Raw genomic sequence first — 13427 nt, 5'->3', positions numbered from 1 at the left:
ACATGAACGTAGGCAATTACCCTCAGTAGAGGCACCAGGCGCTTGCGCACAGTACGTCTCCGCCAGAAAGACACACAACCAACGTTCATGCTGCGATGCCCATGGTACTGGCTTACCAACTAACAGTTACTTCAGTCGCCGGGCTTGAGCCGGCTCTGGGTAAGTCGATCGATCAGTTGGCTAGGCAAACAGCCATTCTCTGTCAGAATTGTCCGGACATGTTGTTTCTGAGCTTGTTCGGCGGCTTTCCCGATTGCGCTCGTCAGCAACTCATGCCAAACAGCGGCAGCATCACTGGCAATTTCCTCCACAACTCCGGTAGATGCAAGGTAGACATTCGGGTTTGCCGCCTGAGCATGTTGCGGATCCACCGATAACTTGTCTGACACGATAATCGCTGGGCTACCTGCCGGCGGATAGTCCATCCCTCGGTCCGCTGCCAATTGATCGAGCTGAGTGTTAGCCTGCCTAACATCCTTAAGAGGAAGCAGGCCATTGCTATGCTCTTCGGACTTTGCCTCAATGGTTAACCACATAGCGGTACCCCACACCCAGGCAGAATCACAACGACCTTGTCCCTTCGGTTTCGAAGCTTCGGCTCCAAGTAAAGATCCCAGTACCCCCAGGCCTCGTTCATACCGACCCGATTCCTCTTGGAAGATAGCTTCCTGCATCTCAGTAATTTCATCGTTGAACTGCTTCGATCTGATCCGACCACGTAAACGGGCCACTACTTGATTCACTGCCACGATGTCTTCTGGAGCGAGGGTCATTTCCTCGGCGCCCGGAAGTTCTCTCATTTCTTTGAGCCAAGTAGTGCGATTAGCTGCGAGAGCCGCATCCCTAACGAGCTGGCGGGCACGGGACCGCTGGGCCTCGTTCTGGGCACCAAGATGCAGCCAAAAACCAGCGAGGTACAGCAGCAGGCCACGATAGCCCCGTGTCGCATCGGGACCAACAAGTGGCACTGCTTCCTGCAGTTTTTTACTTGCTCCATTCCAGTCCCGCCCGAATGCCAGCTGCCACGCTTCGACCTCCAGACTTGCGGCTCTACCTAGAGCATCTGTTCCTGGCAGTTCAACCTTGGCTGCATCTTGTCGAAACTCAGCAACCGCTGGCTCGCCATGCTCACGCCATTCTGCCCCATGTTCAAGGAACATCTGGACATTCTCAACAATTTCCTCTGCTTCAATACCTTTACTGTTCTCCCAACCGAATTCAACTTCGGCTTGCAACTCTGGTTCGAGCGCCAGGCGGTTCTCAGGTCGAGAGAAATACTTCATGATGTCTGAACCTAAAACCACCACCACTGCGTAGTCGTTCGGACCACGTGTACAGCGGCCAGCTCCCTGAACGATGCGGGTCCGGATCCGTTCGGCTAGAGCTGCGTTGGCATCCGCTCGTTCACTCAAGAACTTTTCTTGAAGTCCCATTGCATCCGGTTTGCCATCAAGGACAACAACACGGCAAGCATTACCCGGCAGGTCAAGTCCGTCATAGCGGTTGGCTAAACCGAGCAAACCAGTCGGCGCTTTGGAGAAAGATTCCAGCCCTTCTTGCTCTAAATCGTCTCGCCCCATCACCGGAATGCCCTCTCCAGCCAGGGCCGTAGCAGTGGCCTCTGTATTAGCAATTGTTTCTTGGCTCAAGACAAGGGCTTTGTTGGTGAGTCCGATAATCTGCTTGGTGAGCTCGATCGAGTTCCCGTCCTTGACCAAATCGGGGAAGACAAACAGTCGTCGGCCAGAGCGTGGTGGAGTTTTGGTGGGTAGCGGCATTCGGATGATTTCCTGTCGGCCGAATGCGCGTTCAAGTTCGCCACCTGATCCGAGAGTTGCTGATAGATAGATACGTTGTTTGGTTCCGGCGAAAATTCGGTTCTCAAAGGTCGGCGGGATCACCGGTCGAATTTGGATAGCTCCGTATGACAAATAGATACAGCTCGACGATAGTCCTGACCGGATCATGGCCAACTTATATGAGTGAGGCTTAGGAAGACGCGCCAAAGCCGCATCTAGATTGATGAGCGCCGACTCATCGACTGCAGGCAAGATTAGGCGTACTTGATGATGTGCACCAGGGTCAGGCTCTCCTTCTAAACGCTGGATGAGAAGACCCGAGAGATACGGCTTGAGCGCTTCCAATACTTTAAGATAAGCGTCCTGGTTATCGTAACGACGGATACTTATCCCATACTCATTTCCGACGAATTGCTCGCCAGCATGGGCATCATCGAAGATCAGCAGTCTTGGCGTGGGGAGCTTTGGGCTGCTGTTGAAGATCGCGCTGTAAGTCGTTAGTCCGATCGCTTCGCCACCCTCTACTGCCGCCTCATTCTCAGGCAGCCAATACTTCGCACTACCAGTTAGATTAGCGACTGGCACGCCTTCGCGTTCGGCTGTTCTTGCCACTTGCCGTGCTAGCTGTTTAGTCGGCGTCGCATAGATTACGGGCCCTTCAGCCTTGCGTCGCACCCACTCCGCGATGAGTAGGCCAGGTAACGTCTTGCCCGTACCTGTAGGCAGTTCCATCGCAAGGTCAGGGGTGCCATGATGGTTTTCTGCATAAGCGCGAATGACGTCCCCCTGGTGTAACCAGAGCGAGTCAACCGCTTCCGTAGTCCTGGGCAGACTTCCGCTGAGATAGAGTTCCTCCGGAGACGGGAACTGTTGAACCGTTCGTTTAGTTTTTCCTACGAATGCCACGTGCTTTTATTCCTGCCTGTCCTGCAAATGCCTGTCAATTAAATCCAAAATCCGCAACATCAGACTAACGGTTCGTCTGGGGTCGGAATAAAACTTCACTTATCGTACTTGAGCCAACACATAAAGAACTGCTTAGGCATCAGGGTTAGTCCAAAGACGCATTTCTATGTCACTTCGAAGACGGTCTTGCACCAATCTTGGAAGAAGGAACATTCTCGATAACGAATACCTATGGCGCTCTCTAGACGATAGCTTTCACTGTGGCATACACCTGTAGGCCCAAATGGTGATCTTCCTGCCTACCAGTCCTCAATGCAGATCATTCACGTGAAGGTATGTCCCCTAGAACACTTGGCTGCACCGATTCTTGAGTTAATGGAGCAGTTAGCCACCATCATGTGGCCGGCGGCGTGTAGCCTGCTTGATGGTATGCCCCCACGGTCCGTTACACACAACAGAATCCAAGCAGGATCGCGCAATGTTTAACTACTAAATTGCGCCATACTCAACGGCATACCGCCAAAGAATCTCTTCTCGAAAATAACTAAAAGCCGCAATCCAGATTGCCGAAAGCGCCGGTACGCCAATGCGTGCCAAAAGACCAAGAAAAATGCGAGAAAGTTCGCATGGGTATAAAACCGGAAATGTTTCGCAACCCCAAAAATGGTTGCCGGTACGACTACCTGTTCAAAGAGCTTCATGGAACTACTCCCAACTATTTTAATCTCTCGGATAGAGGGTCTAACGCGCCTCTGTAGCAAAGTGAAAACCGCACGAGCTCATGACTTCTGGCTCGGGAAGCGAAAGAATGATGCCCGCTTTGCGGAGATTACTGAACCGCCCTTGCGGTTTCTCATGTCTGTATATTTTTTACTTTCTTGTTACTCAAAGTTTGCTCGCAACCGCCTCTGTCGATCTGGTTAACGCAGGCGCCGTCAGATGGATTAGGTTGCCCTGAATCCGCGTGATAACGTTTCGCATGCGGGATAGTCCCCAGTCGGGACAATCCCTATTTGATCCTATTGGTTCTTGCTTCATACTTCCAGCCATTAGCCTCACCGAGGAGACCGCCCATGTCACGCCTTAATAAGCTGTCCACCGATGTACTTGTGGTGGGTGCAGGTCCGTCTGGCCTCGCCCTAGCTGCTGAGCTTAGAGTGCAGGGTTTATCCGTGATAATCATTGATCGCGCAGAAAAGGCAATGAAAGAGTCCCGCGCACTTGGTTTGACAATTGGTGCACTTGAACACTTGCTATCCCGTGGGCAGATTGAAAAATTCGGTGATCTCCGAGGACGCGATGCAGTGCACTTTGCAGGGTTTCCCCTCTCAACGGAAGGCATCACCTCCGATCTTTCACCTGCCATCGAAATTCCCCAGTATCGCACTGAAGAAGTGCTGAATAAATGGCTCGAAGAGCTTGGTGGATCAGTTACTCGGGGTTGGGAACTGATCGAGTTTTCACAGGATGAAGATCACGTAATCAGCGTTCTTTCAGACGGCGGGCAGGATCCCATCGAAGTTACATCGAAATTCATTGTTGGATGCGATGGCGCGAAAAGTGCCGTACGTGCTAAAGCTGGCCTAGATTTCAAAGTTTCTACTCCTTCCGTCCAAATGCTGCTCGGAGATTTCCTAGAAACGGATTTACCAGACAACCCGTTCGGCAAAAGGACCGATCGCGGCATGGTCATGTCGGGGCCCATTGGTAACGGTGCAGTCAGAGTAATCGTGGCCGAGTTTGGCGCCCCACTCCTTGAACGGGGAAAGAACCTTTCTGGAGAAGAGATCACGGCCGCATATAAACGAGTATTAGGCGAAGAATTCACATGGGGTTCATTGCACTGGGGAAGTTCTTTCACTGATGCATCAGGCATGGCCGAACAGCTAGTGAAGGGTCGAGTAGCTCTTATCGGTGATGCTGCCCATGTGCATCTACCAGCTGGAGGCCAGGGTATGAATGTTTCCATCCTTGACGCTGCAAACCTTGGGTGGCGGTTAGCCCTAGCGACTCAAACAGATTCGTTGTTCCCCTTGCAGGATTTTGAAGAGGAAAGGCAACAAGTAGCAAAGGAACTGATCACCAACACTCAGGCTCAAGGGCAACTTTTCCTCCGAGGCGCTGAAGTTGATTCGCTTCGAAAGGTTATTGCTGACTTCCTCAAAGAACCATACAGCGCACGGAACCTCGCACGTTCTGTAAGCAGCCTTGATTCGTATCGGGCTTTTGAGTACTCGCCTAATGACGAAGCGATAGGCCGTCGGGCCCTTTCTGGAGTTTTTCCAGGGATACCCAATGAGATTAAACGTTCTGGACTCCAGAAAGGCGGCCAGTGGGTCTTTGTCACTACACGAGAGCCAGACCATGAACAAAAACTGACACTTGAGCAGTTTGGCATCTCGGAATTCTCAACCAGTTCCATTTCCTGTGAGACAGAGAAAGACCAGGTAAATCGAAACGCGGTTCTTCTACGCCCAGATGGGGTAATTGCGTGGACCGACGAAAGCGAGATTACGCTCGATGCCGCCTTTACCTATTGGACGAATAGAAACAATCACTAAGAAAGGAATGGGCGATGACCCTTCACACCTCCCTTATCGTCGCAAAGCTGAACACAGATCGACTTGGCGATATCCATAATCTGTTCTCTGAATTCGACCGTTCAGACATGCCCGAACGAATGGGAACAGTACGCCGTCAGCTCTTTACATTCCACGACCTCTACTTCCACTTGCAGGACTTTGAAACAGATGCTGGTACTGAGCGAATTGAAGCTGCAAAAACTGACCCGGCTTTCGTACAGATAAGTAAGGACTTGCGCCCATTCTTCGAACCTTACGATCCAAACTGGCAAAGTCCTAAGGACGCCATCGCGAACCGCTTCTACCACTGGGAGCGCCCAAATGGATAGTCGACTAGATGCAGTCGTAACAGGAATGGGAATTGTCGCGCCTGGCGGTTCGACACGGGAAGCCTTTTGGCACAACGTGCGTGAAGGACGATCAGCAACAGGCACCACAACTCTATGTGACCCAGCCCCATTTAGATCGAAGATTGCTGGCGAAGCATATCTAGATCAATCACATAGTGGTTTCGTTGAAGATGAAGAAGACACTCTTGACCGTGCTGCGCAGCTGCTAATTCGCGCTACTTCCGAAGCCGTCAGTGATTCGCATGGTGCACTCGAAGATGTTCCGTCAGACCGAATTGGCGTTTTCATTGGATCAGCAGTCGGTGCAACCATGTCAATGGAGAGAATCTATCGCGAAACTTCACGCGACGGAGAACTTATTGAAGTTCAAGAAACCACGGACCGAGATCTCTACCAGTATTTCGTCCCCAGTTCTTTCGTAGCTGAAATCGCGGGACGGTTCGGTGCCAGCGGACCTGGTGAACTCATTTCTAATGGGTGCACTTCCGGCATTGACGCGCTGGCTCAAGCGATGGAAGCAATACGGCGGGGTGACGTCGATGTCGCGATAGCCGGAGCTACTGAGGCACCAATTGCTCCAATCACCTACGCATGCTTTGACTCAATTATGGCCACGTCGAACTTGAACGATACGCCTGAAACTGCTTCACGACCATACGATGCTACTCGTGCTGGCTTTGTATTGGCCGAAGGTGCAGCTGTTGTTATTGTAGAAAGTCGCGCACATGCCGAACGTAGACAGGCCAAGATGTATGGCGCAATTACTGGTTACGGTGCAAGGGCCAACGCATTCCATATGACTGGCCTGAAAAACGATGGAACTGAACTAGCCGAGGCCATCACAGCATCGTTAGATTACGCCGGTATTGAACCCGGGCAAATTGATTACGTGAATGCCCATGGCTCGGGCACAACTCAAAACGATATTCATGAGACTGCTGCGATCAAGAAATCGTTGGGTCAACATGCTTACGACGTTCCAGTTAGTTCATTGAAATCCATGACAGGTCACTCAATGGGATCCATCGGAGCTATTGAGGTAGCAGTTTGCCTACTTGCCATCAGAGACAATTTCGTCCCACCCACAGCGAACCTGAATAAGCTCGACCCGTTGCTCGACTTGGACTACGTCCCAAACCACGGCCGCTCAACAGTAGTTGATCGAGTGGTGTCTATCGCCAGCGGGTTCGGCGGGTTTCAAAGCGCACTTGTAATCGAAAGGGCCTAAACATGAAGGAAAAGCAGAGAACGTGGATCTCAGGGGTCGGCGTAGCCAGCCCTCATGGCAGTACCCTCTCAGAACTATGGTTAGGTGCCCTCCGGGGAAACATCGTCATCGATAAAGTCAGCGCGTTCGATGTCACGCCATACCGTTCGACTTTAGCCGGCGAGGTCAATGATTTTCGTATCGAAGATGTGCCCGGTATGTTGCGTCCGAGAACTGACAGATCAACACAGTTGGCGCTTGTAGCCGCTAAGAATGCATTAGATAGCACGCCATTTGACTACCTCCAAATTGATCCATATCGCCGATCAATCGTGACAGCTAATTCTGCCGGCGGCTACGCATTCGGTGAAAAAGAGCTACGCAACCTTTACCAGAAGGGCCCTGCATATGTGAGTACTGCCCAATCATATGCTTGGTTCTATGCAGTCAACACGGGCCAACTATCAATACGGTATGGGTTTAAAGGACGTTGTTCGACGATAGTCGCCGATTCCGCCGGAGGACTTGACGCTATCTGGGAAGGTAAACGCCTGCTAGAAAACGGTCAGGAACTTGTTCTCACGGGTGCTGTTGAGAGCTTCTTTTCTCCTTTAGCTTGGGTGTCATTGGAGAGCACCGGCAAAATGCACAGCGGTTCCGAACCAGCAGAATCCTATTTGCCGTTTGACGAACGTGCTAGCGGATTCGTGCCTGCTGAGGGTGGCGCCTACCTGACTCTAAGTTCTAAGCGTCCCGCAGCGAAGCACGGCACTGCGATTCATGTTAGTGGTCATGGAAAGTCAATGACCGTTAACGAAGATGGTTCTCGCTCAATTATTAGAGCAATCCGTTTAGCTCTGGAAAAGGCGAACCTCGAACCTCAAGACATCGATGTTGTATTCGCAGATGGTTCAGGAATGATCGCTGAAGACGCTCAAGAAGCCGACGCCATCAATGAGGTGTTCGGAGCCGGAAACGTTCCTGTGACCGTTCCTAAAGCAGGCTTTGGCAGATCAGGTTCAGGCATGGGAGCGCTGGACGCTGTGCTCGCCGCACTTACTTTGAAGACCAAAATCATTCCTCCCACTCCTGGAGTCGTCTCCAGCTCTCGGAACAGTCTCGACATTGTCACCAGGCGCCGAAGAGTCTCTACTGCAAGACATGCACTAGTGATTTCCCGTGGAATGCCAATTTTCAATTCTGCGCTGATCGTCAGCGCAGCCTAGATACAAATAAACACCAACAACGAAAGAGAGAACTCAGATGACTACAAATATTGGCATGAATGATGTCTGGACAGCCTTGGTTGAAGGTTCGGGTGCAGACGATGCCAGCGCTCTCCTTGCTGATCTCGAAAGCAATTCATTTGATGAACTTGGCTACGATTCATTGGCAGTCCTGGAGACTGGCCTGCGTTTGCGTCGAGATACCGGTTCTGACGCTCCTGATGCACAGATCGCGGGGGCACAGACTGCTCAAGAACTTATCGACCTCATCAATTCCCACCTTCCGTTGCAAACCTCTGAGGGCGTGAAGTAACGAATGGGCGATAACAATAATGTCGTAGAGACGGGTTCACTTCGAACTGCTGTTGTCACTGGTGGAACTAGTGGCATTGGTTTGGCAATTGTCGAACGCTTAGTCACACTAGGATACCGAGTTTACTTCTGTGCACGTTCGACAGAGTCAGTCCGCGAAGTTGAAGACCGTTTCCGCAATGAAGGAGCATCTATCGAAGGGAGCACGGTAGATGTAGCAAATTCAACTGATATTGATTCTTGGGTTGCTTCGATCTCAGAAAAAGAAGAAGCAATTGCCGCCGTCATCAACAATGCTGGTACCAATGGCGGGGGTGAATTGAGCGATATCAGTGACGAAGCCTGGAACAGGATTCTGTCGACTAATCTGAATTCCGTTTTCTACCTGACAAGGGCGCTTTCCCGCGCATCTCTTATTCCCGATTTCGGGCGTATTGTCAACGTTGCTTCGACGGCTGGCAAGCAAGGGATTGCTTTCGCTACGCCTTATTCAGCCTCAAAGCATGCGGTGATCGGCTTTACCAAATCGTTGGCAAAGGAAGTAGCGCCACGAGGGATCACTGTGAATGCAGTATGCCCAGGCTACGTTGAAACGCCAATGGCCCAGAGAGTGCGCGAAGGTTACGCGAAACACTATAAGAAGACGGAATCCGAGATACTTGAAGCTTTCTCATCCAAGATTCCCATGGGTAGATACAGCACACCTGAAGAGGTCGCCGGCATGGTGACTTACTTGCTCAGCGATGATGCGGCCTCGATAACCGGCCAAGCGCTCAATGTCTGTGGCGGCCTCGGCAACTACTGATCGGAAATTCAATTGATACAACGAGAAACAAACCACGAAATAGTGGTCAACGCAAAGGCCAATCGCGTCTATGGTTTCCTCTCTGACGTGGCTCTATGGGCAGACATTTTCCCTCCCACCGTCTATGCAGAACAAATTGAAACATCCCGAAATCAAGAGCTTATTCAGATTTGGGCAACAGCAAACGGAGAAGTCCGGACTTGGCAATCACGCCGCACCTTCGAACCTGAAAATCGTCGGATTACGTTTGGGCAAACTCGTCCTGCAGCCCCTCTTGTCTCAATGTCGGGGGTATGGGAAATACACGATCAAGGAAATGGTGCCTCGTTAGTCAAACTTGGTCATACCTACACAGCGAAGACCTCCGAAGATGCTGATTTTATTGAATCAGCGATCAATACCAACAGTTACAAGGAACTTGAATCGCTTCGTGTATTCTTCGCAGTACCTGAATCGGAATATGCGCATGGCCGGGTTGAAGATACCCTGCCAATTTCCTCGTCCGCTGCTGAAGCCATTGAGTTCCTCATACAGGCCGAAAAATGGCCAGAGAGAATTAGCCATGTCGCAGATGCCGAGCTGACGCGATTCGATGCCGGAGGGGAGCTACTTCGACTCACCACCAGAGCAAAAGACGGGTCAACTCACCAAACAGCTTCATACCGTGTCGTTATGTCAGATTCTTTGATCGTTTACAAGCAGATCGAAACTCCAGGAGCGCTTGTTAGCCACCGAGGCGAATGGCACGTTTATACGGAAGATGAGCAAACTTACGTGAAAAGTGTGCATGATTTCGCTTTAACCCGCGAAACGGTAACAGAAGCACTAGGTCCAACAGCTAGCCTCAAAGATGCTGTGAATCTTGCAGGTAAGAACCTCATGCATAACAGCACTCAAACTATCAAACTGATTGATTCTACCTATGCAAAGGGTGCTGAGTGACTTTGGCGCTCACTAACGTCGACACCGGGGTAAGCATTATTGGAGCAGGACCTGTTGGTTCGTTACTCGCAGGCATACTGGCACATAACGGTGTCGACGTTACACTTTTCGACAAAGAGCACAACACTCTTGAAGGCCCACGTGCGATGACTGTCAATGCTCGCACTGCGCAGATCCTAGACATCTTCGACCTCAGGGAGAATCTTCTCTCAAGTCCCCCCATGTTCCACGGCCACTATGGACATACGAAGGTTGATCTTTCCACTGTCGATACGCCTTGGCCAGGAATGTGGAAAATCCAACAACAGGATCTCAATAACGAACTGCTAATTTGGGCGATAGAATCTGGCGCTCGCCTGATACGAGCAGCAAAATTAACTAATCTAAGCACTAATCTTGATGGATATGTTGAAGCAGAATTCGAAGGAGCAGCTAAATCGGCAGCTTCCCGAATAGTCGTGGGCTGCGATGGTGAACACAGTTCTGTCCGTTCCATGACGGGACTTGGCGAAGAAGTATCCTCTGGCCACCGACGTTTTATCACTGCGAATCTACGTGCTTCACATTTACCTACTTTCAGGTTTGAAAAGTTCTCTGAGGGGGCAGTGGTCAGCACTGGACGAATCGACGAAGAAACCTACCGAATTATGATGCATCTTCCAGCCTATGTCCCTAGTTTGTCCACCACTGAAGACATAGAACGTGCTTGGAAAATGATTACCGGAGTTCCCCTCCAGGGGAAAGTGCAGAGCTGGGGACTTCAGACTGACCGTAACCAACTAGCTACTTCATTCAATTCTTCAAGAGTTCTGCTTGCCGGCGACGCCGCGCACAGTCAATTGCCAGTGGGAGGCTGCGCCCTTAATTACGGTATAGAAGACGCTTTTAGTTTGGCGTGGCGGATAGCCCTTTGTCTGAAAACTGACACACTGGACCTGTTCGATGACTACTCAACCGAGCGAAAATTCGCAGCACATAGAATGCAAAAATTCGTCAGGAATCAAACAGAAGATCTATATGGAGAACGGCCATCTGTCGAGCGCACAGATGCAACAGACGTTGAGTCCAAGCCTAATAACTTCGCGGAATTTCTATCCGGCGTAGACATCGATTACAGCTCGTGTGGCACTAAAGCTAGCACGCTATTGCACAGCGCTGAAATAACTGGAGATACACAGCAAAGAAAACTAAAGGATGCCCAGCGGACCTTTAGCTATTGCATCCCAAGCTCTGGCGAGATCGATAAACCCCTTGACTTTGCACAAAATGAAGAGGCACATCGACTGCTACCTACAGGCAACGAAGAAATTAGCAAAGCAGAACTCACTGTACGGCCAGATGGATACCTGATTTCAGGCATGTAGGCGAAATCTAGATTAGAAAGAACCAATATGACCACCCGATTCGTTGTTGTACCGGGGCACGCCTCGTCGATGGCCGAAGTAGTTCGTCAACTTCGGGAAATTCGCGAGAATTCGTCATGGAAGCACATTGAAGAGCTTGCCAATAATTCCAACTTTGATGTGGACTGTGCACTTAGTAAATGCGAACACACCGCAGTCCCAGAAAACCGGTACGCACAACCACTCCAATTTCTACTTGGCTACGCTTGCTATCTTTCGGAACCTACAGATCTGCAAAGTATCCAAGGCGTTGCCGGGCACAGCCTTGGCGAATTCCTGGCTGCAGCGATTGCAGGCTCCATCAGTTGGAACGATGGCCTTCGGCTAGTAACTCGTTGCGGTACCGTCATGGACGCGACCCATCGTGTCAGACCGGGCGCAATGAGCGCCTTACTGGGGTTCTCTGAAAATGAAGTCTCGCAGCTATGTTCGCTTGGAACCAGAAAATCATCCGACTCTCTTGGAATCGCTAATATCAATCGCGCTGATCAAATTGTTGTGAGCGGCGATCTTCATTGCCTGAACGACATGGAACGACATATCAAAACGGCACCAGGGAAGCGGGTCGTGCGCCTAGGCATCAGGGGCTCTGCGCACTCTTCGATCTATGAAGGCCGAGACCCAATGAACCCAATCCTCAAAACAGTCTCGATTAAGGCGCCTGCCATTCCACTTTTTCTCTCGACCGTGTCGAGCCCGGTAAATGAGGCTAGCCAGGTTAGAGAAGCCCTCGCCGGCATTCTCGTCAATCAAGTGAATTGGGTTCGAACGATGCACAGTTTCCACCAAACCGTCCCTGGCGTCTCCCCGCGCATGCTCTTTCATGACCGGGGTATGTCGAGCCTACTAAAACCGCTCCCCCAGATTGCAACGAGCTGAACCGAGCCGACCAGTACCTAACGAAGGAAGATAACTTGGACTGCGCTAAGAAACGACCAATCCTTTTCATGTCCGGAGGACAGGGATCACAATTTGTCGGAATGGGCGTGTCTCAATATGAGAACGATGTGATATTTCGGGAGGCAGTGAATTCATTGCTTTCTGGAAAAGTCCTCGAACCCATCAAGGATGCCTGGCTGAATGGATCCGCCGAGGTATTGACGAAATCCTCATTCGCGCAGCCCCTACTCATTGCCCTTGGAATCGCTTCATCACGCTCCTTGGCCTCCCGGGGTGTGCACCCAGACGCTCTTCTTGGTCACAGTGCGGGTGAATTCGCATTAGCAATCTTCGCTGGGCTCATGCATGATGAAGAAGCTCGTAAAGTACTTGAAAGCAGAGCCGAACTCTTGAAGGACGGCCCCTCCGGGTCAATGCAAGCAGTGCGGAGCAGTTCGAAAATAGTCGCAACGTTAATTCAGCAGAATGAACTTTCAGCATGGGTGGCGGCAGATAACTCTCCAACCCAATGTTTAGTCTCAGCAGCACCTCGGGTCCTGTCCGAATTCGCTGAAATTGCTAGTGCGAAATCGATTCTTTCTCTTCCGGCGGCTTCCGACATGCCATTTCATTCACCACTCCTCAAAGAAAAATCACTTCTTACTGAAAAGGCGCTAGACCATGTACGGCTCTCGGAATTACGGGTCCCGATGATATCAGGATCCACCGGAAAATGGATTTCGAATAAGCAGAGCCAGAATCCAAAGTTCTGGGCTGATCAGCTATGGAAACCAGTAAAGTTCTGGGACTCACTAAACGAGATTTTGCAACAAAACTGGACCATCGTGGATCTGGGCCCGGGTACAGGTCTATCTGCTATCGCTGCCGGGCATCCGAATGTCAAAGCTGGGAAATCGGAGGTCGTTTCTTTGATGCCAACACGCGGGAAAACCCACTTTGAAGATTGGCTAAATAAAGTCGAATATCTCCAGAAAATTAGCCTCTAGTATTCTGCG

At 50.8% G+C, this 13427-nt stretch carries 12 protein-coding genes; 10 read left to right on the top strand and 2 right to left on the bottom strand.

Annotated features, from left to right (window positions below):
• Positions 1 to 131: 131 nt before the first annotated feature.
• Complete coding sequence (locus ACJD00_RS05005) at positions 132 to 2705, bottom strand: DEAD/DEAH box helicase (RefSeq protein ID WP_418908752.1); 2574 nt, start codon at positions 2703 to 2705, stop codon at positions 132 to 134.
• 482 nt (positions 2706 to 3187) lie between these two features.
• Entirely contained in the window at positions 3188 to 3406 is a 219-nt protein-coding gene (locus ACJD00_RS05000; RefSeq protein WP_418908751.1) for a hypothetical protein, read from the bottom strand.
• 372 nt (positions 3407 to 3778) lie between these two features.
• Here ACJD00_RS05000 and ACJD00_RS04995 point away from each other — a divergent pair, with 372 nt between their 5' ends.
• From ACJD00_RS04995 to ACJD00_RS04950, 10 genes are all read left to right on the top strand, one after another.
• On the top strand, positions 3779 to 5266 hold the full coding sequence (locus tag ACJD00_RS04995; protein WP_418908750.1) for an FAD-dependent monooxygenase: 1488 nt from the start codon (positions 3779 to 3781) through the stop codon (positions 5264 to 5266).
• Between the two features lie 14 nt (positions 5267 to 5280).
• A complete protein-coding gene (locus tag ACJD00_RS04990) occupies positions 5281 to 5616 on the top strand; it encodes a TcmI family type II polyketide cyclase (protein WP_418908749.1) in 336 nt (111 codons plus the stop codon).
• Positions 5609 to 6865 (top strand): beta-ketoacyl-[acyl-carrier-protein] synthase family protein, encoded by a 1257-nt coding sequence (locus ACJD00_RS04985; protein ID WP_418908748.1) that lies wholly within the window; start codon positions 5609 to 5611, stop codon positions 6863 to 6865. The genes ACJD00_RS04990 and ACJD00_RS04985 overlap by 8 nt, the downstream gene beginning before the upstream one ends.
• A gap of 2 nt (positions 6866 to 6867) precedes the next feature.
• Positions 6868 to 8070 (top strand): beta-ketoacyl synthase N-terminal-like domain-containing protein, encoded by a 1203-nt coding sequence (locus ACJD00_RS04980; RefSeq protein WP_418908747.1) that lies wholly within the window; start codon positions 6868 to 6870, stop codon positions 8068 to 8070.
• Positions 8071 to 8107: 37 nt separating this feature from the next.
• Positions 8108 to 8383: an acyl carrier protein gene (locus tag ACJD00_RS04975; RefSeq protein WP_418908746.1), complete on the top strand. Its 276-nt coding sequence runs from the start codon at positions 8108 to 8110 to the stop codon at positions 8381 to 8383.
• Positions 8384 to 8386: 3 nt separating this feature from the next.
• Positions 8387 to 9187, top strand: coding sequence for an SDR family NAD(P)-dependent oxidoreductase (locus ACJD00_RS04970; protein ID WP_418908745.1), 801 nt, complete (start codon positions 8387 to 8389; stop codon positions 9185 to 9187).
• A gap of 42 nt (positions 9188 to 9229) precedes the next feature.
• Entirely contained in the window at positions 9230 to 10129 is a 900-nt protein-coding gene (locus ACJD00_RS04965) for an aromatase/cyclase (protein WP_418908744.1), read from the top strand.
• The gene (locus tag ACJD00_RS04960) at positions 10126 to 11493 is read left to right on the top strand and encodes an FAD-dependent oxidoreductase (protein WP_418908743.1); all 1368 of its coding nucleotides are present in this window, start codon (positions 10126 to 10128) and stop codon (positions 11491 to 11493) included. Before ACJD00_RS04965 ends, ACJD00_RS04960 begins: the two co-directional genes overlap by 4 nt.
• A gap of 27 nt (positions 11494 to 11520) precedes the next feature.
• Positions 11521 to 12411 (top strand): ACP S-malonyltransferase, encoded by an 891-nt coding sequence (locus ACJD00_RS04955; RefSeq protein ID WP_418908742.1) that lies wholly within the window; start codon positions 11521 to 11523, stop codon positions 12409 to 12411.
• Between the two features lie 68 nt (positions 12412 to 12479).
• The gene (locus tag ACJD00_RS04950) at positions 12480 to 13418 is read left to right on the top strand and encodes an acyltransferase domain-containing protein (RefSeq protein ID WP_418908741.1); all 939 of its coding nucleotides are present in this window, start codon (positions 12480 to 12482) and stop codon (positions 13416 to 13418) included.
• The last annotated feature ends 9 nt before the right edge of the window (positions 13419 to 13427 follow it).

This window comes from Glutamicibacter endophyticus (assembly GCF_048457885.1).
Classification (GTDB): domain Bacteria; phylum Actinomycetota; class Actinomycetes; order Actinomycetales; family Micrococcaceae; genus Glutamicibacter; species Glutamicibacter endophyticus.
The sequence above is the reverse complement of the archived record's forward strand: the minus strand, read 5'-3'. Positions and strand labels throughout refer to the sequence as shown.